Below are 23106 nucleotides of genomic sequence, written 5' to 3'. Positions count from 1 at the left end.
TTCACGTGCCTGAGCCTCCATTGATTCTTGGGTCAGCCAGTTGGTACAGTATTTCAGCCACCATCAGCACCACCACAAATAACACCGCTGTCAGCCCGACAACGGCTTTGAGTACTGGTTGATCACCAGCCATGATCGCTTCGTAGGTGATCAAACCGATTCCGGGAATGCCGAAATAACTTTCAATCAACAAAGACCCACTGATGACAATCATTGGTATGGAGAACATGACCCTGGTGATGATGGGTATCAGTGCGTTCTTGAGCATGTATTTGTACATGATGGTGACAGGCTTGTGACCATAAGCTGTGGCGGTGGTGATGTGATCTTTGTGTAACTCCTCGACCAGCACAGCACGGTAGAATCGAGTGTTGTAACCCAATGAGACAAACACAGTGGCCAGGGTAGGAACTGTGACGTGGTTCAGATAGGCCATCGTGTTGAATTGACCTTGGGCATCCTGAACCTGCCAGCCGCGAACCGGAAACCAGTTGAGTCCGTAACTGGAAGCAAAAATTACCTGAAAGGCGATGATGATCACCAGAAAAGAAATACTCATGCCCAGAACGGCACCACTCATGATGGCCCGGTCTTGCCAAGCTCCGCGGTGTCTGGCGGCTGCCATGGCAAGCATCACTGCCAACAAATTTCCCAGCACAAATCCTGGCAACATCAACGCCAGTGATACCGGTATGGCCCGGCTTAACATGTCTGCCACAGGTTGGTCTTTAACCATTGACAAACCGAAATCAAAAGTCAGCAATTCCTGCAGATAAGCCAGATACCGCCACCAGAATGGTTGGTCGTAACCCAGCATCTGCCTTACTTCAATGATGTCACTTTCAGAGGGATTTTTGCCCAGTAATTCATAGGTCAGATCAGGACCAAAATAAACCATCAAAACAAAGGAAACCAGGGTGACGCCAAGAATCAGCGGTATGCCCTCAATCAGTTTGTGCAACACAAATCTGAGATAATGATTCATTTCACATCAACATACTTCAAATGATATCCACCCACAATTTCCCGGTCCGGATAGGTGATGACATTTTTGTGCCACAGGTTGATTTTTTTGCGGGACAAGCCTGAAATTACCACACAATCATCGATCACCATTTGATTCATTTGTTGATAAAGTGCGGTTCGCTCAGGTGAGGGCAGCATCACGCTGCTGGCTTCATAGAGTTGGTCAAACTCAGGGTTTTGGTAATTGAAGTTATTGGATCCAGGGGTTTGGTTTGGTCCGTAAAACAGCTGAAGGGTGTTCTCCGCATCCGGGTAATCCAATGTCCAGGCCATGAAAAAGAAAGGAGCCTGACGGTTTTTGACGGCTTTGTTGAAGTTACCAAAGCTGGGATACGGCTGGTATTTGATTTTATTGGTTGGGTAATTGATTTTATTGAGGAAGCCGCGCATTTGCTCAAAAAATTGTTTTTGTAGGACACTGCCGGTGACGTGGTATTCAAAATCAGGCAGGTTTTGATCATTCCAGTTATGTTCGGCCAATAAATCAAGGGCACCAGGAATGTCAAGTGAGACTGATTCCATTGATAATTCTGCATTAAATTCAGGGACGCTTGGGGGTATGATGCCAGGAAATACTGAACCCAGACCAAAGTAAAAGGCCCGGTTTTTTTGATCCCAGTTGTGGGCTTTTCTGATGGCGCAACGCAAAGCCTTACTGCGGGCATCATGTTGAGGATCACCGGTTTGTCCAAACACTGGATCAAGCATGTTAAATCCATGATAAACAAAGCCGGCTTCCATGCCATAACTGCTGTGGTAATTGTCTTCAATCAAAGGGTGTAGGGTGATCGGATCGGCACTGACCAGTACGGTGTTTTGTTTATCCTTGGGCACCGTGGTGTATTGGATTTCATTTCCTTTGGTGAATGAATTCCAGCGAGAGGCATTTTCTTTGATGAAATGAACCTCCAGCTGATCAATGAACGGTGGGGTTTTACCATGCAGGGATTCCAGGCCCAGGCCGGCATGCCGTTCGGGCAGGTAACCCTCGGCGTAAATATCCAGGGTTTCCTGGCGATATCCAGGATTTTTGCTGAGATAGGCCACATCGGCGTCAAAGGAGTCAAGCACGAATGGTCCTGAGCCAATTGGGCGTGAACCAAATTCTTGACCCAAAGTTTCAACCACTTCCCTGGGGGTGATACCTGAGAAGCCCATGGCCAGGGTATACACCAATTGCGGGTAGGGCTGTGTGAGGGTTATTCTGATGGTCAGATCATCAACAGCAAGCAGGCCGGATGGCGGTTGATCATAATTGGCACCATTGGTTTTCCATTCATCAATCCCAACGATTTTTCCTTGCCATAACCAGGCGCCTGTGCCGCCATTGAGGGGGTCAAAGGACCGCAGAATAGAATAAACAAAGTCACTGGCCGTTACATTTCTGCCTATGCCATCTTTGAAAGCCGGGTGGTCGGTAAAGCTGTTACCGGGTTTGAGTTGGATCGTGTATACCAATCCATCATCACTGACTTGTGGAAAATCAGCAGCCAGGTTGGGTTTTAATTCGTAAGGACGTTGCAGGTATTTATATGCATACAGTGTATCAAAGATGTTCACCGCCATCATGTTGCTGTAAACGGTGGACGCCTTGATGGGGTCCAGACTGGTGGGTTTGCCATCTTCGGAATGGCGGTAGATTTTTCGCCCATCAATGATCGAAGAAGTGGTTTCTCCAAGGGAATTGTCCTGTTGTTGACAGCCAGCCAGCATACCCAGGAAAAGCACCGGCCACAATAATTTAGATAACATCTGACGATACTGAACTGATTGTGTGGGTCAATAATTATAACCCCTGGCTCAGGTATGGTAAACTGAAGAGATGAATGAGCCACAACAATCTTTCCAAAGTTTCCGGGAGTTTTATCCTTATTACCTGTCTGAACACCGTCATCGAACCAGCCGTCGATTGCATGTGATCGGTTCTTTTCTGGTGTTGGTGGTACTGGTGGCAAGCATCTTCTCAGGTCGATGGGTCTTGTTGTGGTCTTTACCGGTGATTGGTTATGGATTTGCCTGGGTGGGTCATTTCTTTTTTGAGAAGAACAAGCCGGCAACATTCAAATACCCTTTATACAGTCTGGCAGGCGATTGGGTGATGTTCTGGCAGGTGCTGACCGGGAAACTTAAATTCTGATTACCCGGGCCAGCGGCCCATGGTGACGCGCAGATGCCCCTGAATATCAGCTGTGGAACTGATCTCTGTAAAGCCAGCCTGTTGTAATAATCCAGCCACCTGCTGATGTTGTTGCCAGCCATGCTCAAAGAACAGCCAGCCCATTTTCTGCAAATACCTGCCCGCATGCTGACAAATGTCCCGGTAGGCGTCCAGTCCGTCTTTCCCTGCCACCAGAGCGGTGATGGGTTCATGGATCAAGTCATTCAGGTGTGGATCATCGGCAGCGATGTAGGGGGGATTACTTACAATCAGGTCAAACAGCTGATTCGGAATGGCTTCAAACCAGTTTGATTGCTGCAATTCCAGGTTGCTTACTTGCAAAATATCACGGTTTTGCGCGGCCACTTCCAGTGCATGTGCTGAAACATCAGTGGCCAACACACTGGCTTTGGTAAACAATCGGGCCAAAACGATGGCCAGCGCACCGCTGCCGGTACCCAGATCGAGTATGTTGTCTGGCATGAGGTGTTTGTCCAAAATGGCTTCAATCAGTGTTTCCGTGTCCGGACGAGGTACTAGGGTGTGTTCATTGACTTTAAGCTCCACATCCCAAAAGGCCCTGGTTCCAGTCAGGTAGTTCAGGGGCCGGCCTTCACAGAGCTGGCTGGCAAGTTCTTCAAGACGGGTCAGTTCTGTTGGCGCCAGGCTGGTGTCCTGGTGGCCCATCAACCAGGCTGTATTGACAGACAGCACATGGCACAGCAGCTGATTCAGGTCGCTGGTGTTGATCGATTCATTGAATTTGGACTGGTGTTCAATCCAGTCAGATATGCGCATTCGGCCAGTTTCAGTGTTCAGCCAAACGAATGTTGAGATACCCGGTCTTTGGAGGATCTGTCAACCGGCTCAAAACCACCTGAATTCAACTGATCAGAAACTGGTGCATCGAAATGACCGCTGTTGATCATGTCATTGGCGACATTCTGATCTGTCAGGGGCAAACTTTGTTCAACAGATTGATTGAGTTGTGGTACTGCTACCATGGCCACAAATGCGAATGCAGCAGCAGTCATTCCCCATTTCATGGCAGAGCCATTCAGCAGGCGAATTACCCAGGACTGTTGTCTGTGCTGTACATCACTGGCCACGGCCTGTGCCCAGGGTTTGGCGGCCAAAGCGGCTTTCATGGCCTGCGCGGTGGTGTGGTTATCCAGTAGTTTTTCAGCCTGTCTGAGGCGTTCTGAAGAAGCAGGGCTGGCATCCAGACAATCACTGGCCTGTACCGCCTGCTGGTTGTTTTGAGTGCTTTTCTGGCTCATCAGCTGAGCCAATTGTTGTTCAGTTAATTTCATAATCTACGCCTGACTTTTTCAGTTGATCCCGCAGTGCCTTCATTGACCTTTTGGATAAGTTTTCCGCTTTGTAATACGGCCATCCGGTTAATTCAGACATTTCTGCGATGGTATAACCCTGTAATCTCATTTTGACCGCAATTCTGCGGCTTTCCGGTAATGATTCGATGGCTGCGGAAATGGTTTTATGTAATTCCTCTCCAGCCAGCTCATCAGCCGGGTTCTGGTCATCAAGTTGCCATTCGGAATGATCTTCCGTTGCATCAACAATCCACTCATGTTCCTGGTGCTTGTTGTTCTTTCTGGCCAGATCTACAATGACATTTGCCACCGTTCTGTATATATATGACGACATGTTATCGATTTGTCGGTCACTTTTTATGACATTAAATATTCTGATGGACGTTTCCTGAATCACATCATCGGCGGTGACCCCGGATATGCGGATGTTCTTGCTATTCACCGCCTGCTCAATGAGGTGTCGGTGTTGCAAAAAAATGGCTTGTAGCTGATGACGGTTCATCGGATTACCAGGCGTCAAGGACAGACAAAATCACTCCCTTGGTGTTCAGTAATCGATGCTTTTTGGCGTATTGCAGAGCAGTGAAACCCTGGTGATTGGTGGCTTTCGGGTTGGCTCCCAGTTTCAGTGCTTCATGAACAATGTTGGCCAGGTGGCTGTCATCATCCAAGTGATAACTGGTTTTATGTGCGCCACACAAAACATGCAGGCAGGTGTTGCCTTGTTGGTTTATTTGATTGATGTCCAGTTGGTTCTGGGCCAACAATCGCATTGTGCCTTTGGCTCGTGCAGTTTGTACATAATACTCTGCGGCAATGGCCACATGATGAAACAAGGACATGCCGTGGGCATCTGTGGTGTTGATTGAGGCTCCCGACTGCAGCAGTAAGCTGAGGCAATCTTCATTCCACTGTGCGGCTGCCAAGGAGGCATATGGGTAGCCCCCGGGTCCGGTTTTGCAGGGATCTGCACCATGATTCAATAGCAAACCGACCACTGCCCGAGAGTTACTGATGATGGCACTGGACAAAGCGGTGCTGCCATTTTTAGATCGGTGTTCGGGGCTCGCCCCGTTCTGTAATAAATATGAGGCCACAGCCCGCAAGCCTTTGCCGGCTGCATGAATCAGGGCGGTACACCCTTTGTCATCGGTGACATCGATTGGTGTCCCTTTCATGCGCAGTTGATTTAATTTGCCTAGGTTACCACCTGATACCGCAGAGAACCAGGCCTCTGTGGGGAATGCGCTGGCTTTGGGGGTGTTTTTGTCCTGAGGTACTGCTTTGGTGGGGCGGGGGTTTTCATCGATGGATTGTTTTTCACCGGTGTCAAACAACGGCAATTCCAGCTGTTTATCGGCCTCCAGTTTGGTGACAAATAATTTTTGAATGTGTGGGTGTTTTCTGGCAGCCACATCAAATGCCGTGCGGCCATGCTGGTTTTTATGGCAGCAGTCCACATCTTCTTCCAGCAACCGTTTGATGACTTTGATGTTGGGTGTCGGGGTCTGAATGGCAATCATCAGGGCATTGTCCCCTTCAAGATTGGTTTCGTGAACATCAACGCCTCGGGCAATGAGGGTCTCAACAATGCTGGGAGATTGGCTGATGATGGCATCAAGGAATGCACTCATACCCATTTCATCCCTGGCCTGAATGTTGTCGGTGTCCTGTAACAGAAACTTGACTTTCTTTTCATGTCCCAGCAGACAGGCCGTCATCAATGCCGTGCGGCCGTTTTTGTCGGTTACATCCAGGTTGCCAGTGTGTCTGAAGATCAATTCAATCCCGGTGGTCATGTCTTTGGGATACTGGGTGGCCGCGATCAGCGCGGGTTGGTCGGCATGTCCGGGTACGGCATTTTGTTGTAACAAATAACGGGCAATTTTCCAGCGGCCATGTTTCAGAGCTGTGTTCAATGGCACGAAATCGCCATGACTGACGTCATTGATGTCCACCCCGCTGTTGAGCAGTTTTTGTAACTGATCAACATCTCCCTGGCGGCAGCACTGTATGATTTTTCTGGCTGATTCAGAAAGTCTTTGGTTCACTTGATTCGTCCGTATAAGTCGTGTCTGCTGCATGCAATGGGCTAATCACCATGGCCAGGCCATACTGCCATTCAACGGAATGTGAGTTTGGCTGATAAACCAGTCGTGTTGTTGCGTTTGATTTCAATGTCCCAATTATACAGGTCGCATAACCTTTTGACGATAGCTAATCCAAGGCCCGATCCTTTGCTGTTGGACTTGCCGACCCGGTAATGCCGATCAAAAAGCTTGGGCAGCTCAGATTCATTGACCCCAATCCCCTCATCTTCCACAATGATGTGGTCTTTGTTCAAAATGATGTGCACAGTCCCTTCGGTGGTGTATTTGATGGCATTGCCGATCAGGTTGCTCAGCACAACAGAAACCACCGATTCTGGCGCCTTGACCTGTAACCAGTCATTCTCAGTGATTTTGGTTTTTACCGGTTTCAGTTTCAATGTGGGCTCAAACCCCTCCAGGATGCTACGGATGATCAGTCCCGGCTGGGTTCGTTCGTGCCCAGGATGTTCCTTGCGTTCCTCCCTGGCCAGTAGCAGCAGGGTTTCGGTCAGTTCAGATGATTGTTTGGCAGCCCGTTCAATGCGGTTGATGCGATCCAGTTCTTTGGTGGTGATTTTGGGGTTGGATTTGATCAATTCAACGGTACTGCGAATGACAGTCAGCGGGGTCCTCAGTTCATGACTGACGTCGGCATTGAATTCTTTGTCGCGAATAACGTAATCAGTGAGTTTCTGTGCATAGGCATCCAGTGCTTTGGCAATCTGACCGACTTCATCTTCATGAAAGTGGGGTGCCAATGGTTCAATGTGGATGTCATTGGACAGGTTTTCCAGTTTCGCGGCCAGTTTGCTCAAAGGTTTGAGCGCTTTTTTTGACACATAAATGGCGAGTAAATAAGCCAACAACAGAAACACCAGAAACATCAGCGCAAAAGCCATCAACAGTGGTTGGTTGTTCTGTCCCATGTGGCTGATGTCGTATTTGATGTAACCCCAGACTGGCTGGTCATCCACCTGGTGTCGTTTGTTCACCGCCACAATATAGGTTTTACTGTCTTCCTGAAGGACATGTGTCCCTTCATCCAGGTCGGCATAATGCAGTGGCAGGTCCAGGTGAAAATTATCCGGCGTGGTGATGATGCCCACCACATTGTTGGAAACCGGTTCTTCACTGATGACCTGTGGGTTGCCACTGACCCGCAGCATATATGCATCCAGGTCTTCCTGGATGGTTTGTGCAATCAGGTCAGTCTGCAAGCTTTGCCGGATGGTGATGGAACTGATGGCAAAGACCGTGGTGAGTAATGTACTGAAAGCCAGAAAACCAATGATGATCCGGCTTTTGATGCTACTCCGAAAGTTCATCCGGGTCCGATACGTGGTATCCAATGCCATGTCTGGTATGGATCAGGTTTTTGTCAAAAGGTTTGTCGATGGTGGTTCGCAAGCCGTGGATGTGTACCCGAAGTGAGTCAGAGTCAGGCATCTCTTCGCCCCAGACCTTAACCTCCAGTTCTTCACGGGGAACCACATATGGACTGGCCTCCATGAGGATTTGTAATAATTTCAATCCCGTGGGGTTCATTTTCAGCTGTTTGCCATCCCGTTTCACGGTGAGGCTGTTGAGGTTGTATTCCAGGTCTGCGACGGTGAGGATTCTGTTGAGGTTTTGTTTTTTCCTGTTGCCCAGTACGGTGACCCGAGCTTCGAGTTCCTGCAAAGCAAAGGGTTTGACCATATAATCATCGGCACCAAATTCAAAGCCTTCCAGTTTTTGTTCGAGGGTATCGCGGGCTGTCAGCATGATGATAGGGGTGTTTTTCTTGGCATCTTTGCGCAGTTTTTTGCACAAATCAAGGCCATCCATACCTGGTAACATCAGGTCCAGGATGATGACATCAAAATCATTGGTGATGGCCAGGTGCAGGCCAGTGATGCCATCACCAGCGTAATCAACGATGTGATCGCGGTCTTCAAAGTAATCAACGATGTTCGCTGCGATGTCCGTGTTGTCTTCAACTACCAGTATTTTCATAACATTTAGGTCTCATTTTTGGGTTGGGTTTTCTGTTGGGTTGGCAAAAAAAAACCCAAGGTGTTTGCTCAAACGCCTTGGGTATTCAAATGATGCCCAGATAAAGTCAAAATTATTTGGAGAACTCTGACGTTAAAAATAATTCTACTAACATTTCTGTTAAGAAGTCGTTAATTAAGGATTAATTGATTGTAAATCGCTGGCTCATATAATCTAGCCTGATGAAAGTTTTCAGGTTTTTGGTACAATGCTTTTTTTTGACCACTTTAACTGCCCATGCTGAGATTTTCATTGCTGTTCATGACCCTCATTGTCAGTCTGTTTATGCTGGAGATTTATGAGCCTGTCAGGCAGGCAGTGGTGTTACCATTTACCTCTTTGATTGCCACTTTTTGTAGTTGGCTGATTCAATTGTTTGACCCCAATGTGATTGCCGAAGGTGATGTGATCAGGGACGCAGTGACCAATCAAGGTATTCAAATTGCCCCCGGGTGTAATGGTGTTGAAGCCATGATCATCCTGTTTGCGGCTGTGGTCGCTTTCCCTTCCTCATTTTTCTACAAACTCAAAGGGTTGTTTTGGGGCTTTATTGCCATTCAGGCTTTGAATTCAGTGCGCATCATTTCATTGTTTTATCTGCTGCAATGGGATCGGGTGTGGTTTGACTGGTTTCACCTGTATTTGTGGCAGGCGCTGATCATTCTGGATGCGCTGGTGGTGTGGCTTATCTGGTTGCGTTATCTGCCCAAAAAGGATCAACCCAATCAATCCGATCCGGCTGATGACATGGAACAACAACCCGCCTGATTGCGGCTAATCAGTAGCAGGGTCGTCTGAGCGCTGGTTTGATTCATTGTTGCTTTCTGACAAGGTCTTTTGACAGCGTCCACAGGTGTGATATCAACTGTTCGTATGAGCAGTTTGTCCGGCAGTTTGTAATACCAGTCAATAAGTTGAAGCATGCATTCAGTTCAGCAAGATGCTCATCACGGGTTGTGAAAAGCATCTGCCTGGGTTGTTGAGTAACGGTATAGATGGGTTCCAATCGGATTTGATTGACTGCTGCATCAGCGGTTGATGCCTGTAACTGCTATCTGCGGAGGGTGTTCAGCCGGCGGTATCAACGTTTTTACTGCACAACTCTTTCATCATGGTAAGCAATGGTTCAAACAGTTCAACAAGCTGGTCATCATTGCAGTCATCAGACATCAACATCTCTTCGATCTGAGTGCAACGTGCTGATAAGGTTTCATAGCCATAGCTGCCACTGGAACCGGCCAATTGATGAACCTTTTGGATCAACACTTGCCGGTCATGACCGGCAAGTGCTTGTTCCATGAGTTCGATTTTGTCATTGAATGAAGCCAGGTATTTTTGTTGTAATGCTTCGTTCATTTGGTCAGTCCAGTACCTCCACAGTAACGGTGGCTGTGACCTGAACCCGGCCATCAGTGACGGTGTAAGTGAAGCTGTCCAGTCCACACCAGTCTGCTGGCGGTACATAGGTGATGGTGCCATCGGCATTGATATCAATCACTGAACCCAGAGCGCCATCGGTGTTGACTGAAACCAGTGTCAGCAGATCACCATCGGCATCAGTGTCATTGTCCAGCGGGTTGATGGTCAGTGAGATGTTCATGGGGGTGAAGTAGGCATCATCGTTGGCCACTGGTGCCGTATTGGGTGACAACACCGTAACATTGACCGTCGCCGTGGATTCACCGCCATCACCATCACTGATGGTGTAAGTGAAGCTGTCGCTGCCTTCAAAGCCAGTAGCTGAGAGGTAAGTGATGCTGCCATCATTGTTGATGGTAACCTGTCCATTGGCAGGTTGGGTAACACCCACCACACTGAGCACGCCTCCATCCTGGTCCACATCGTTGTCAAGTACGGTGATGTTCACGGCTTGACCGGATTCTGCATTGATGCTGTCATCAGCAGCGACCGGGGCAATGTTGATCACGGTGATGTTAACGGTGGCAGTGGCTGATCCACCTTCTCCGTCAACCACAGTGTAACTGAATGAGTCAGAACCAATGAAGCCATTGTTGGGCACGTATGTCAGTACGCTGCCGTTGTTAACCACGGTGCCGTTGCTGGCCTGAGTGGTAGATTCAATGGTCAGTACATCGCCTTCATCGCTGTCAGAGTCATTGGCCAGGACATCTATGATCACACCTGAGGAATTACGTTCAATGGTCAGCCCATCGTCATTGGCAACCGGGTCAGCGTTTAAAAAGATGACCTCACCAAGGGTGGTGTTGGTTTCTGTTTCCTGGTATTTATAAACATCCACAGTGCGTTTGTGTTGAGCTGGGTTACGCAATGCGCGGTTGATCCAGGCAGCAGGAGCATCAACTTTACGTTTAACCCATTTCATGGGCATGTCTTCATCAGCGATGTCAACCTCAATGTAATCGTTTTCAATGGTCAGGAAAGTGATTTCAACGCGACGGTTTTTGGGTTTATCAGGGCCATCGTTATCAAAAGCGGGTTGTGATTCGCCCATGCCGTTGGTCTGGATGATGTCAGCACTGATGCCATGTTCGACAAAAAAGTCTTTGGCGCTGTTGGCACGGCGTTTGGAAAGTTTAAGGTTGTAACTTTCTGACGCGATGTCACAGGTATGTCCAACGATGTTGATGCTGCTGGCCAGTTCGGTTTGCTTGATTTGCTCAACCAGGGACTTGAGTTCAGCGGCTGCATCACCTCGTATCACCGATTTATCCAGATCGAAAAAGGCCATGGATGATAAATCAACTTTGTTTTGTACCAGCTGACGATTGTCCAGCTGTAATTGTTTCAAGCGATCTTCATCAACCACCTGAACTTCTTCGTCCACAGTGGTCGGCAAGTAAGACTGGCCAAAATCATAGCGGTAAAGTAGGTTGGCGCGGGTATCGGATTTGTTGGTTTCAAAGTCTCCGGATTTTTCAATTTGTTCCACTGACAGTGCCAGGCTGTGTCCGGTGTTTTTGAAGTATTTTTCCAGGCTCAGGCTGCCGGTGAATTGATCTGAATCAAAGTCACCCTGTTCATAATCAAGTCCACCGGTTAAGCGAACCAGCGAGCCTTCAAAGAATTTGCCGAGCCGGCCACCCAGTCCCCAGTCATAGGGGTGCTCATAATTTCTGATGATGGTCTCAATGGTTTGTGCCTGGACAAAGTCCCGGCCGTCCAGTTGACCAAAAATATCTGTGGTCACTGAATTGCTTGATTGGTTAACCAAACGAGAACCGGTCACTGCTGAACTGAAATTGACGTTCCAAAACCGATCTTTGACTTCGGAACCAAAACCAATGGTGAATTTTTGGTCATCAAAGGTATTCTGGTCGATGGCTGCAAAGTACTTCCAGATGCGGATGTTGTCTTCATTGTTAATCAGGTCGCCTTTTTCATTGGCACCTGCGATGCGATGGTAGTCCAGCTTCAGGCCGCCGGCACCATCAGACAGCCAGATCTCTCCCATCCAGTTGCTTTGCCAGCTGGTGTTGAATGACTTGAGGAATTCACCAATGATTTCACCTTCATTGTCAATGCCAATTCCCAGACGGGTGTCGTCACCGGCATAGGCAAAATTGATCTGATCCTCTGATCCAGAAACGGTTGCTGGCTGTTGAGCGCCAGCCGAACAGGCCGCCATCATGGCAGCCACCAACAATGTGGTTTTGTGGTTTTTCATGGGTATCCCCTGTCGAAAAAAATGTACTGACAGCGATTTTAACAACGGGGGAATTCAAAGTCATGGCTTATTTGACTGATTTAACAAAAAGGCACAAAGCGTGGTTGAACCGCGGGATGGCTGAGGCGGGGATTCACAGACCGCGATGGAAACGGTCTGTGGTGGTTCAGTTGATCAATGGTTTAAGGCTATTGGTGAGACTGGCTTCAATTTGTGCAGTGTTTTCATGAGGTCTGGCAATGATGGCTGCAGACCCTTGTTCTAATGCGACAATTTTACCTTTGAAACCTGCCATCTCCATGTTGATGGCCTCTTCAACAGGAGAGTTGGGCATGTACAGCACGGTGATGGGCTGGTTCAGTTCGTTCATAACCACCATGCGGGCACCTTTTCCATTGAGGGTTGGGCACAACTTCATGAAATGGACTTCGCCGAGATCGCCATCCAGTGCTGTGTTGATGCTGGCAAACAGCGGAGCCAATTCAGCTTGGGGTATTTGTTGATCGGACATGTACACCGCAGGCTCCATCAGTAAGGCATCCTGGATAAATTGTTCCAACTCCGATGAGCGGTCATTGCTCAGATAAAACAGACTGGCGCCAAAAACCATGGTGACTGAGGCTGCCATGGCCAGCAACCGGGTTCTGAATTGGCGTTGTCTGTGTTCTGACTGGCGGAAGCGAATCTGTTCTATGTTGTGTTCTGGCACCGGAATCTTCAGTGCCTGATTGATCACTGCTTCCTGTTCCATGGCTTGCTGATAGGCTTTGCGGCATCTCAGGTCGCTGTTTTTGGCTGCCAGGAAATCCGGATTTTGTGAATATGGGTCGGCATCCAGTATTTTTTTAAATTCAAAATAATTCATCATGCTTTGTTTCCTATTTTACTCTCCCTGCTTAAATGTGCGGTCAGTTGTTTTCTGGCACGAAACAGTTGGGTCATCACTGCGCTGGAACTGATGTCCAGTTGTTCAGCGATTTCATCACAGCTGAATCCTCCGATGACTTGTAAGATCAACGGCTCGGCATATTTTGGCTCAAGGTTCATCATCGCCTGACGGGTGATGTTGATGTCCATTAATTCATCCGGTTGGGTGTGGTTTTTATCCTCCACATCAACGACCATGTCATCCAGGGAGTTGATCGGCGGAATCTTTTTTTCAAACTGACGGGCGAATTCTCTTCTGAGGATGGTAAAGATCCAGCTTTTCGCTGCTTTTTCATCTTTCAGTGAATCAATTGCCCGCCAGGCCCTCAGGTAAGCTTCCTGAACCAGGTCTCTGGCCATTTGCTCATCTTTACCGAGCCAATAAGCAAACCGATAAAGGTCCTCATAGTAAATGCCCAGCAGGGCGTCGAATTTTCGTTCTTTCGCACTCATGGCAATAAAGACCCTGGTTTTGTTTTTTCATTACAAAAAGTCATTACTTTAGTCATGTTTTTCATTCCGGCACCTGTATTCGGGGTTTAATCATTGTATGCTATGGCGATTTACCCAGAGAATAACATGAAAAAACCACTGCTTTGTCTGGCCGTTTTCAGCCTGCTGTCCTGTCAGCAGCAACCCGCCGAAGAGACCGACACGGCTGCAGAACAAGCTGCACCCACCACCAACCAGGAAACAGAAACTGTCATGAATTCACCGCAACCACCAATGGCCGAAAAAAGACCCCATGTGTTTGAAATCCATGGAGACCAACGCACAGATAATTACCACTGGCTCAGAGATGACACCCGGGAAGATCCGGATGTACTGGCCTACCTGAATGCCGAAAATGCGTATGCCGAAGGGCAGATGGCTGACTCAGAAGCGTTCACTGACCGGATATACAACGAAATTGTTAACCGCATTGTGCAGAATGATGAGTCGGTTCCTTATCAAATCGATGATTTTTGGTATTACCGTAAATACACCGAAGGTCAGGAATACCCCATCTATGCCCGTAAAAAAGGCAGCATGGATGCTGATGAGGAAATCCTCATTGATGTGAATAAATTGGCTGAAGGCCATGCTTACTATGCTTCTAACAGCCAAAGTGTCAGTCACGATCATAAAATCTATGCGTTTTCCGAAGACACCGTCAGTCGCCGGCAATATGACTTGCGGTTTAAAGATCTGGAAACCGGAGAAATGCTTGATGATGTGATCAAAAACACCACCGGATCGATCGCCTGGGCGAAAGACAACAAGACTGTGTTCTATACCCGAAAACACCCAACCACTTTGTTACCATACCAGGTGTTCCGCCATGAACTGGGCACAGCGACTGACGACGATGTGCTGGTGTATGAAGAACCAGATAACACCTTCTATATCGCTGCGTATACCTCTCGTTCCAAAGATTACATCATGATCTATGCCGGAGCGACCACCCTCACTGAAATTTTTTATCTTGCTGCAGATGATCCGCAAGGTGAATTTCAATCTGTTTTACCCAGAGAGCCAAAACATGAGTACACGGTTGAAGACTTTAATGGCCAGTGGGTCATTAAAACCAACTGGCAGGCATTGAATTCGCGGGTCATGAAAGCGCCCATTGGCGAGTCTGGTAACAAAGACCAATGGCAGGAAGTGGTGCCTCATGATGATGAGACCCTGATTTATGACCTGGAAACATTCAAGGACTGGCTGGTGGTTGAACAACGTAAAAACGGTATCAGACACCTCAAAGCGATGAATTGGGAAACCGGCGAGAGCAAACTGATTCAGTCTGAGGAGCCGGCCTATACCATGAGTGTGGCATACAACCCGCAGCAGGATCACAACACCATGCGGTACAACTATGACTCACTGACACAGCTGGGCAGTGTGCTGGAAATTGACCTCGACAGTGATGAGAAAACGTTGTTGAAGCAGGATAAAATCAATGGCGCATACGATCCCGAAGACTATCAGTCCAAACGACTGGAAATAGAAGCCCGTGATGGCGCCATGGTCCCGGTTTCCATGGTGTATAAAAAAGGCATGGGTGAACTGGATAAAAGGCCGTTGCTGGTTTATGCCTATGGCTCATACGGGTCTTCCATAGACCCACGGTTTTCACTCAGCCGCTTGTCATTGCTGGATCGTGGTTTCATCTATGCCATTCCCCACATCAGGGGTTCTCAGGCCAAAGGCCGCCAATGGTATGAAGACGGTAAGATGTTCAATAAAATGAATACCTTCACTGACTACATTGATGCCACCAAAGCACTGCTGGCACAAAACATTGGAGATGCCAAACGGGTTTATGCCTGGGGTGGCAGTGCCGGTGGCTTATTGATGGGTGTGGTGGCCAATCTGGATGGTATGTTGTATGACGGTATGATTGCTGCCGTTCCCTTTGTCGATGTGGTTACCACCATGCTGGATGAAGACATTCCTTTGACCACCGGTGAATTTGATGAATGGGGCAACCCAAAGAACAAAGATTCTTATGATTATATGTTGTCTTACTCGCCATATGATCAGGTCAAAGCACAGGATTATCCGAACATCCTGATCACCACTGGTTTACATGATTCCCAGGTACAATATTGGGAGCCGGCCAAATGGGCGGCCAAGCTCAGAGAAATGAAAACCAATGACAAGCTGGTCTTGCTCCGCACCAACATGGACACCGGTCATGGTGGTGCTTCAGGTCGATTCTCATATTTCAAAGAAACGGCCCAGGATTATACCTTTCTGCTGAAATTGGCAGGCATCAAGGAATAACTGCGGTTTCACTGTAAACCACAAACCCACCTGAATCATCTTCAGGTGGGTTTTTTTGTAGATTTATCTGGGCCGGGTGGCTGCGCTGGAGATTCTCACCAGTTCGGTCTGATCCAACAACCAGCTGCCCGGAATGGGATCAGGCCAGGTGATGTCGCTGTCCCAGTATGCCTGGTCTGATAAATCCAGCCCCATGGTTCCGGACAAGGTGATTTCAGGTGGCGTGTTGCCGGTACAGGAAGGACATAAACTGTCACTGAAGGATGTGCCCATGTTGAACACAAAAGGTTGTTTACCAGTGGCCACATCACTGATCGCCCAGCGGGGCTGACCATTGTCATCAAACACAAATGGAATGCTGACGGTTTTGTCACCATTGGTGGTCACTGCCAATCCCCAGCCAGGGGTGTCAGGGCGGCTCCACATGCCGGTCAGGTATTCCAGTTCGGGTTCCAGACTGAACTGAAACCACTCGAGGGGTTCTGAATCACTGAATGCCCCGATTTGCCAATCCACAGTGGCTTGTCGTTCATTGATAAATTCAATCTCAAGCTGGCCAACGATTTCAAATTCTGGTGTGCCATTGATCAGTTCAGACCTGAGCAATTCGGCACTGTAGTTGTGGCCGTCAAGCAGGCCTGCAGAAGTGTACCATACAGGTAAACCGTCTTCGTCAAAAGTGAACCACAGAACTTGTAAGCGGTTATTGAAAATGCCAATGTTGAAGCCACGCCCTGCAGTGGCGGGGTTGTACCAGTTGCCGGCGTTGGGTCTGAGGACTTTATCAGCGTCTTTATGAAACCGGTCCTTCAGTTGCGGAACTACCAGTAATTTATGGGGTTGGTTCAGACCAAAGCCTGCAACCAGTGTGCCGAGGAATTCACCGGTGTCCAGATCAAAAGACAAAATCGCATTTTGATCAGTGGCGGTGACCAGCACCCGACCATCGTTGGTCAGATCAATGCCTGTTGGGTTGGAATAGCCGAGGGGAACGAGGTCAGCAAAAATGCCGCCAAAACTGACATCACTGAGGTCGGTGATGACCACTTTGTTACGGCCCTGATCGGTGTGTAATAAACGATCATCATCAGTTATAACGAAGTCATAGGGGTCGACCAGCCAGGTTTTATCGGCAACGCCCAGTGAAGCGAATGTTCCACCGTTGACCTGACCCCGGTAAATTTCAGTTTCAAGACCCAGTAAATAGATGTGCTCTTGGTGTTGTTTGATGGCGATGATGTTTTCGCTGTTCACGCCATTCAAACCAGCATAAAAGAATTGGCTTGGCTTGTCGATGTTACTGTACGAGTATGCATCCAGTGAGGTGCCCCGCAACTTGGCGGTGATCAGGTTGCGGTCGTTGCTGACATGCAAAGCAGTCGGAAATCCGGTGCCCAGTTGAGCGCCTGTGTTGGCGTAGGGTGGGATCAAAACGCTGGGCGAACCATAAGGGTCTTGCAAGTCCATCAGTTGCACCGAACTGGCACTGGTGAAAAATAACTGGTTGGTGAAATCATCATAAGTCAGGTCTGACTGAAAGGTGAACAAGCCATCTTCAGGTAACACTTCAAGACCCTTTGAGAGCCCTGTTTGGGCGTCGAATCTGAGGATGCGGTTATTTCCCACACTGATCACCAGGATGTCCTGACCGACCAGGTCCAGGTCAGCCACACCATCATTGTCATCATCAATGTCATCGTTGTTACCGATGTTGTCGTTATCAGAATCAAGGTGTTCTGATGCTTCAAACACAAAGGCATCACTGATGTCTCCATAGCCGTCCTGGTCACTGTCGCTGACTTCATTGGGATTCAGCGGGAAGGCGTCATCGACATCCAGAATGCCATCGCCATCGTCGTCAAAATCACTGTTGTTGCCGATGCCATCACTGTCGGTGTCAATCTGTTCGCTTGCCAGGGCCGGGAAGACATCACTGATGTCACCCACACCGTCTCCATCGCTGTCGATGGATTCATTGGCATCAAAAGGGAATTCATCATCCCTGTCCAGCACACCATCTCCATCCTGGTCAATCAGCGCAGTGGTGAAATCTGGTGGCAGTGGTGCCGGTGAAACAGCAGCCTGATAAGCAGACACAGGTCCCTTCAGTTGATTGATGACGTTGACGTTGTTGAACTGACCTTCGATACCACAGGGGCCGCCACCACATTGTACTGCGGGATTAGAAAAGTAGTCCAGTTCCAAAAAACGATCAGGTTGGCCGGTACCAAATGAACCCATCACGGTACCGAATTGACCCAATTTGGCAAACCCTGCCGCATCTGGAATGTACCTGTTTTGTTGGCTCTCATTGTGGTGCCCGGCGCCAAGATTATGACCAATTTCATGAACCATCAACTGATCGGTGCAAACCGACCAACTGCTCATGCCATCGGCCATGATGTTGACTCCATAGCTGGGGTCAAAATTACTTTGGGCTGTTGAAACGGGAAAAAAAGCAATGCCACAATTGCCGCGGGTTTCGATGTTGTGGGTCCGCAAAAAGATCACCAGGTCGGCGCCACTGTCGGCATACAGTTGCGGCACATTTTGTAACCCATGAGATCCCACTCCCAGTGACAATGCGCTTTGCAACAGGTTTAAGAGGTTGATGTTGGCATCATCCAGGTCATAACCCACTTGTTCAAGACCAACCTGCCGAACCGCCAGGTCAAGCCCTGAATTGGCATAGGCTTGATTTGAGATGAAGAAATACTGGTCAACCCGGGCTTGCAGCAATGCGCCTGGATAACGATCAGCAATGGCCTGATCATAAAGCATCAGTACATCAATGATGGTGCCGGCGGCTTTGCTGTTGGTTGACTCAGCAGCGGCTGTCAGGTTGGTGTGCTCAGCCTGATGATCCAGACCACAGTCATTGTATTGGACACCATGATCAGGCAGTTCCACGGCCCAAATGCCAGATTGATTGGTGGTCAGGATGTAATGTGTGTTGTCCACATGCATGTCACCAAACAAGCTGTTGGTGCCTGCGGTGGCTTTGATCACACCACCTTTGATGTTTTGGATGAAGCTTTGATTCGCTGAGGTGGCCGATTTATTGAGTTGTGCTTCAGGTACTTCAATGAGGGTATTTTGCCACTGATAGCTGAGCCCACCTGTCTTATTGGCCACCAGAGTGATGGGGTGATATGCCTGTGGGTTAAGCCCGGCGTAGGCCTCAGGGTACACCACTTTGGCTGACGCCATAGGGCTGAGTACAGTCAGTAAAAACAGGGATAAAATGAATGTCAGGTTGGTTGCTTGCATGGTTCATTGGTCAGTATGAAGTCCAATTATTCTAACCAATAAAGTGGTGAGGGTTAAGTGAAATCAACAGTGATAGTGGATTGCAGGCGTATTCAATGGTACTGCAATTGGCAAAAGACTTGTCTGCAGTGGTTTGGTTTATATGCCGATGAACGCTGTCTTCAGGGGCTGCCTGGCAGCCCCTGATAACACGGTTTTATCGTGCTGTTATTTTTTCAGCGGTCGGTATTTGATCCGTTCTGGCTGCAGGGTTTTGCCATGGCGGTTTTTGTAATCCTGCTCATATTCAGTGTAATTGCCTTCAAAAAATTCCACATGTGAATTGTTCTCATAGGCCAGAATGTGGGTGGCGATGCGGTCAAGGAACCAACGGTCATGGGAAATTACCATCACCGATCCGGCATAATTCAGCAGCGCTTCTTCCAGTGCCCGCAGCGTTTCCACATCCAGGTCATTGGTTGGTTCATCCAGTAACAACACATTACCGCCCAGTTTCAACACTTTGGCCAGTTGTAACCGATTGCGTTCACCACCTGAGAGGTGTTTGACTTGTTTTTGTTGATCGGCACCGCGGAAATTGAAGCGGCTGAGCCAGGCCCTGGCGGGCAGGGTATAGTTCCCCACTTTGATCACTTCTTCGCCATCAGCGACTTCTTCCCAGAGGGGTTTGTCATGACCCAGGTCCTCCCGGCTTTGTGACACATAAGCCAATTCCACAGTCGGGCCGATGGCAATGCTGCCTTCATCCGGCTGTTCGGTTCCGGCGATCATGTTGAACAGGGTGGATTTACCTGCCCCATTGGGGCCGATGATCCCAACGATGGCACCTTGTGGCACTTTGAAAGACAAATCATCGATCAGGTATTTGTCACCAAATGCTTTGGAGACATGATCAAACTCGATCACACTTTCACCCAGTCTGGGTCCCGGCGGGATATAGATCTGTGATGTTTCGTTGCGTTTCTGGAACTCTTTGGATTGTAACTCTTCAAATTGTTTGAGTCGGGCCTTGGATTTTGTGCGGCGGCCTTTGGCATTCGAACGGACCCATTCCAGCTCATGCCTGATGGTTTTCATGTGAGCCTGTTCTTGCTTGGCTTCCTGTTCCAGGCGTTTTTCCTTCTGTTCCAGCCAGGACGAATAATTACCTTTCCAGGGGATTCCATGACCGCGGTCAAGTTCAAGAATCCATTCGGCGGCATTGTCCAGGAAATACCGATCATGCGTGACCGCCACAATGGTGCCGGTGAAGTCATGCAGGTAGCGTTCCAGCCAGGCCACGGTTTCGGCATCCAGGTGGTTGGTTGGTTCATCGAGCAGTAACATGTCTGGCGAAGATAACAACAGCTTGCACAAAGCCACGCGACGTTTTTCACCACCAGAGAGGTTTTTCACTTCGGCATCCCAGGGAGGCAGGCGCAGTGCTTCAGCAGCCATGTTCATCGTGCGGTCCATGTCCCAGCCGTTGGCGGTATCGATTTGTTCCTGAAGTTCAGCCTGCCTGGCCAACAGTTCATTCATCTCATCGTCGCTCATGGGTTCGGCAAATTTCATGTTGATCTCATCAAAATCTGCCAATAATTGTTTGACATCACCCATGCCAGCTTCGACGTTTTCACGCACTGACTGGTCATCATCCAATTGTGGTTCCTGAGGCAGGTAGCCAATTTTGATGCCTGGTTGGGGTCTGGCTTCACCACTGAATTCTTTGTCTATACCTGCCATGATTCGCAGTACGGTGGATTTACCGGCCCCGTTCAGGCCCAGCACACCGATTTTAGCGCCTGGAAAGAACGAAAGAGAAATGTCTTTGATGATTTCACGGTTGGGCGGCACGGTTTTGCTCACGCCCATCATGGTGTAGATGTATTCAGCCATATGACTCGTCTGGTAATTGAGATAACGGCATGATACTTGATGACCCCACCACTGTCTACATCAGCGTGCGGGTTCCTGCCAACTGCTATTGGCCAACCATTCGGCGTAATGATTGTCACCATGCAGCATGTCATACTGAAACAATTGAAAGTCATCGACCAGTTCCCTGAGCTGATCCGGGACATTCATTTGAAAAAGGCCAGCGTGGTTAACCACGATCGAAAATTCAGGCATTTGATTAAATAATTGGTGATTGAGCTGTTGAAATGGGCTTCTTTGTGCTGGTACAGCTTGGAGGATTCTCTGATGTAACAGGTTCATGCTGACATCAAGCTGCTCGGCATCATTGCTGAAGTTGGTCCACATCACATAAGGTACTTTGTGCAATGCGACATGAAACACTTCAGGATGGTGGGTTCTCATGTATTTATAGAAGTCCAGGTCGTTTAAATCATCAGGAACCTGTAATGGTCCATTGAGGTTTTTTTGGTGTTTCAGGTTATTGCTCAGGTATGGAATGATGTTTGGGTAATGGTCTCCAAGAATCAGCACGATGGTTTCACGATCAACCTGTGCGTAGTGGGTGATCAGCTTATGAATGGCCAGATCTGCTTTTTGCAGGGCGTTGATGTAGGTTTTGACGGCATCCCTGGCATGACCAAAATTGGGATCGATGACATCGAGATCAGATTCAAGGTATTGAGGGTAGTCCCAAAAACCGTGGGTTGAATTGGGGAATGCAAAGATGAAATGTGGTCCATTGTGTTGCTCGGTGGTGGCAATGATTCTGTTTACCAGAGAGTCCTCATCAGGAAACCTGCGAGCCACATCTAATTGACTGTCGGGATGATTTCTGATGGTTGAAATAAACTCAAAGCCAAGATTAGGATAGGCTGTCAGGTAATTAAAAAATGCCAGGCTGGCAACATGAATGGCATGTGTCTGGTAGCCCAGCCTACGAAACATTTGGGGTAAACCATCGATCGGGCGATTCAGGTGATCAATGTATGGAATTGAGAACCGATTGAGGAATCGCATACTCATGCCACTGAGTAACTCAAATTCTGAATTGGCTGAACGTCCGCCAATCACTGGTGCCAGGGTATGGCCTGATGCATGCATTGTGCTCAGGTGTCTGAAATGAGGAATTGGATCTTGGGTGGTTTTTAAGCCGGATTGAAGCGGGTCAGTGAAGGCTTCAATAAAAAATATGATCACATCAGGTTTGTTACCGTTGGTGGATTTAGAATGCCCGGAAGTGTATTTTTCGATCAGCGCATTCATGGTGCTGGCTGAATAACCGGGTGGCTCGATGGCCTTTTCGGGCAACAGCACATTCAGTACAAATACACTGAGAAAACCATTTTTCATGGCATGTCTGATCATGTGAGAATCGGTTTCCTTGAACTGATAAGAGCGCAGCTTCTTCTTGAGCTCATCGTCAAACACCCTGACTGTTACCAGCAACACACAACACATCGCCAGTAAAACCCAGCGGTGTTTGTTGCTGACTGAGAGCACAGATATTTTGGCGCAAAAATAGATCCACACAACCAGCAGCGTTGTAACGGCTGTCAATGGCAGCCAATATGACTTGAGGGCATCCCAGGCCAGAATGGCTTCAGTCATGTAAATGAAGTCAGCTGGCATGAATATGGTTTCGAAGACCATGACCTTTTCATTGTTGATCATGAGAAACAGACACAACAACAACAAACTGTATAACCAGGCTTTGAGCAAATTTCCGGTCAAAATCACCAGGCTGATAAAAACCAATGTCAGGGCCAGGGTTTCATGCACCCAGAATCTGGGAGCCAAGAAGCCCCTCGCATGGTCAAAAACATTGCCCATGAGTAACTCGTAAGATATGGCCACAAGCAAGGCCAGCGAGATCAAAGCCAGTATGCCGGTGACACTCAGTTGTCTGATTGTGAGTTTCATGATTCTTGGGTGGGTTATGTCAATAAAATCGGCTCA

The 23106-nt window shown here is 48.4% G+C and carries 17 protein-coding genes and 1 pseudogene; 3 read left to right on the top strand and 15 right to left on the bottom strand.

Annotated elements, in window-relative coordinates; genetic code table 11:
- Position 1: 1 nt before the first annotated feature.
- Both B0475_RS07930 and B0475_RS07925 read right to left on the bottom strand, forming a co-directional pair.
- Complete coding sequence (locus B0475_RS07930) at positions 2-985, bottom strand: ABC transporter permease (protein WP_077411264.1); 984 nt, start codon at positions 983-985, stop codon at positions 2-4.
- A complete protein-coding gene (locus tag B0475_RS07925; protein WP_077411263.1) occupies positions 982-2778 on the bottom strand; it encodes an ABC transporter substrate-binding protein in 1797 nt (598 codons plus the stop codon). The genes B0475_RS07930 and B0475_RS07925 overlap by 4 nt, the downstream gene beginning before the upstream one ends.
- A 70-nt stretch (positions 2779-2848) precedes the next feature.
- Between B0475_RS07925 and B0475_RS07920 the strand changes: the two genes are divergently transcribed.
- Complete coding sequence (locus B0475_RS07920; RefSeq protein ID WP_077411262.1) at positions 2849-3163, top strand: DUF962 domain-containing protein; 315 nt, start codon at positions 2849-2851, stop codon at positions 3161-3163.
- Here B0475_RS07920 and prmC read toward each other — a convergent pair whose 3' ends face one another.
- From prmC to B0475_RS07890, 6 genes are all read right to left on the bottom strand, one after another.
- On the bottom strand, positions 3164-3982 hold the full coding sequence (gene prmC, locus B0475_RS07915) for a peptide chain release factor N(5)-glutamine methyltransferase (RefSeq protein ID WP_077411261.1): 819 nt from the start codon (positions 3980-3982) through the stop codon (positions 3164-3166).
- A 17-nt stretch (positions 3983-3999) separates the two neighbouring features.
- On the bottom strand, positions 4000-4497 hold the full coding sequence (locus B0475_RS07910) for a hypothetical protein (protein WP_077411260.1): 498 nt from the start codon (positions 4495-4497) through the stop codon (positions 4000-4002).
- Positions 4484-5020 carry an RNA polymerase sigma factor gene (locus tag B0475_RS07905; protein WP_077411259.1) on the bottom strand — a complete coding sequence of 179 codons (537 nt, stop codon included), beginning with the start codon at positions 5018-5020 and terminating at the stop codon, positions 4484-4486. Before B0475_RS07905 ends, B0475_RS07910 begins: the two co-directional genes overlap by 14 nt.
- A gap of 4 nt (positions 5021-5024) precedes the next feature.
- The gene (locus B0475_RS07900; protein ID WP_198538160.1) at positions 5025-6569 is read right to left on the bottom strand and encodes an ankyrin repeat domain-containing protein; all 1545 of its coding nucleotides are present in this window, start codon (positions 6567-6569) and stop codon (positions 5025-5027) included.
- 71 nt (positions 6570-6640) lie between these two features.
- Positions 6641-7933, bottom strand: a complete 1293-nt coding sequence (locus tag B0475_RS07895) for a sensor histidine kinase (protein WP_198538159.1) — start codon at positions 7931-7933, stop codon at positions 6641-6643.
- The gene (locus B0475_RS07890; protein WP_077411256.1) at positions 7917-8603 is read right to left on the bottom strand and encodes a response regulator transcription factor; all 687 of its coding nucleotides are present in this window, start codon (positions 8601-8603) and stop codon (positions 7917-7919) included. Before B0475_RS07890 ends, B0475_RS07895 begins: the two co-directional genes overlap by 17 nt.
- 276 nt (positions 8604-8879) lie before the next feature.
- Here B0475_RS07890 and xrtH point away from each other — a divergent pair, with 276 nt between their 5' ends.
- Positions 8880-9410 carry an exosortase H gene (gene xrtH, locus B0475_RS07885; protein ID WP_077411255.1) on the top strand — a complete coding sequence of 177 codons (531 nt, stop codon included), beginning with the start codon at positions 8880-8882 and terminating at the stop codon, positions 9408-9410.
- Between the two features lie 300 nt (positions 9411-9710).
- On the opposite strand, the gene B0475_RS07880 is transcribed toward xrtH, so the two are convergent.
- The 4 genes and pseudogenes from B0475_RS07880 to B0475_RS07865 all read right to left on the bottom strand — a co-directional run.
- Positions 9711-9998 (bottom strand): Hpt domain-containing protein, encoded by a 288-nt coding sequence (locus B0475_RS07880; RefSeq protein ID WP_157892791.1) that lies wholly within the window; start codon positions 9996-9998, stop codon positions 9711-9713.
- Between the two features lie 4 nt (positions 9999-10002).
- The gene (locus B0475_RS07875; RefSeq protein WP_077411253.1) at positions 10003-12288 is read right to left on the bottom strand and encodes an Ig-like domain-containing protein; all 2286 of its coding nucleotides are present in this window, start codon (positions 12286-12288) and stop codon (positions 10003-10005) included.
- Positions 12289-12454: 166 nt separating this feature from the next.
- Positions 12455-13156, bottom strand: a complete 702-nt coding sequence (locus tag B0475_RS07870) for a DUF3379 family protein (protein ID WP_077411252.1) — start codon at positions 13154-13156, stop codon at positions 12455-12457.
- Positions 13153-13680, bottom strand: a pseudogene (locus B0475_RS07865) (sigma-70 family RNA polymerase sigma factor); the annotation flags it as partial. The gene B0475_RS07870 and the pseudogene B0475_RS07865, both read right to left, overlap by 4 nt.
- A gap of 114 nt (positions 13681-13794) precedes the next feature.
- On the opposite strand from B0475_RS07865, the gene B0475_RS07860 reads away from it, so the two are divergent.
- Entirely contained in the window at positions 13795-15981 is a 2187-nt protein-coding gene (locus tag B0475_RS07860; RefSeq protein ID WP_077411250.1) for a S9 family peptidase, read from the top strand.
- Positions 15982-16044: 63 nt separating this feature from the next.
- Here B0475_RS07860 and B0475_RS07855 read toward each other — a convergent pair whose 3' ends face one another.
- From B0475_RS07855 to B0475_RS07845, 3 genes are all read right to left on the bottom strand, one after another.
- Complete coding sequence (locus B0475_RS07855; RefSeq protein ID WP_077411249.1) at positions 16045-19251, bottom strand: M12 family metallo-peptidase; 3207 nt, start codon at positions 19249-19251, stop codon at positions 16045-16047.
- Positions 19252-19458: 207 nt separating this feature from the next.
- Positions 19459-21129: an energy-dependent translational throttle protein EttA gene (gene ettA / locus B0475_RS07850; protein ID WP_077411248.1), complete on the bottom strand. Its 1671-nt coding sequence runs from the start codon at positions 21127-21129 to the stop codon at positions 19459-19461.
- Positions 21130-21189: 60 nt separating this feature from the next.
- Positions 21190-23070 carry an LTA synthase family protein gene (locus B0475_RS07845; RefSeq protein WP_077411247.1) on the bottom strand — a complete coding sequence of 627 codons (1881 nt, stop codon included), beginning with the start codon at positions 23068-23070 and terminating at the stop codon, positions 21190-21192.
- Positions 23071-23106: the final 36 nt, after the last annotated feature.

Origin of the sequence: Marinicella sediminis, from assembly GCF_002000055.1 — a bacterium.
GTDB classification, from domain to species: Bacteria; Pseudomonadota; Gammaproteobacteria; order Xanthomonadales; family Marinicellaceae; genus Marinicella; species Marinicella sediminis.
This window is presented reverse-complemented; position numbering and strand designations above follow the sequence as displayed.

What these genes read in the sequence shown, in the direction of transcription:
- B0475_RS07930 (WP_077411264.1), bottom strand. Translation starts at nt 985, where the DNA reads ATGAATCATTATCTCAGATTTGTGTTGCACAAACTGATTGAGGGCATA.
- B0475_RS07925 (WP_077411263.1), bottom strand. Translation starts at nt 2,778, where the DNA reads ATGTTATCTAAATTATTGTGGCCGGTGCTTTTCCTGGGTATGCTGGCT.
- B0475_RS07920 (WP_077411262.1), top strand. Translation starts at nt 2,849, where the DNA reads ATGAATGAGCCACAACAATCTTTCCAAAGTTTCCGGGAGTTTTATCCT.
- prmC (WP_077411261.1), bottom strand. Translation starts at nt 3,982, where the DNA reads ATGCGCATATCTGACTGGATTGAACACCAGTCCAAATTCAATGAATCG.
- B0475_RS07910 (WP_077411260.1), bottom strand. Translation starts at nt 4,497, where the DNA reads ATGAAATTAACTGAACAACAATTGGCTCAGCTGATGAGCCAGAAAAGC.
- B0475_RS07905 (WP_077411259.1), bottom strand. Translation starts at nt 5,020, where the DNA reads ATGAACCGTCATCAGCTACAAGCCATTTTTTTGCAACACCGACACCTC.
- B0475_RS07895 (WP_198538159.1), bottom strand. Translation starts at nt 7,933, where the DNA reads ATGAACTTTCGGAGTAGCATCAAAAGCCGGATCATCATTGGTTTTCTG.
- B0475_RS07890 (WP_077411256.1), bottom strand. Translation starts at nt 8,603, where the DNA reads ATGAAAATACTGGTAGTTGAAGACAACACGGACATCGCAGCGAACATC.
- xrtH (WP_077411255.1), top strand. Translation starts at nt 8,880, where the DNA reads ATGCTGAGATTTTCATTGCTGTTCATGACCCTCATTGTCAGTCTGTTT.
- B0475_RS07880 (WP_157892791.1), bottom strand. Translation starts at nt 9,998, where the DNA reads ATGAACGAAGCATTACAACAAAAATACCTGGCTTCATTCAATGACAAA.
- B0475_RS07875 (WP_077411253.1), bottom strand. Translation starts at nt 12,288, where the DNA reads ATGAAAAACCACAAAACCACATTGTTGGTGGCTGCCATGATGGCGGCC.
- B0475_RS07870 (WP_077411252.1), bottom strand. Translation starts at nt 13,156, where the DNA reads ATGATGAATTATTTTGAATTTAAAAAAATACTGGATGCCGACCCATAT.
- B0475_RS07860 (WP_077411250.1), top strand. Translation starts at nt 13,795, where the DNA reads ATGAAAAAACCACTGCTTTGTCTGGCCGTTTTCAGCCTGCTGTCCTGT.
- B0475_RS07855 (WP_077411249.1), bottom strand. Translation starts at nt 19,251, where the DNA reads ATGCAAGCAACCAACCTGACATTCATTTTATCCCTGTTTTTACTGACT.
- ettA (WP_077411248.1), bottom strand. Translation starts at nt 21,129, where the DNA reads ATGGCTGAATACATCTACACCATGATGGGCGTGAGCAAAACCGTGCCG.
- B0475_RS07845 (WP_077411247.1), bottom strand. Translation starts at nt 23,070, where the DNA reads ATGAAACTCACAATCAGACAACTGAGTGTCACCGGCATACTGGCTTTG.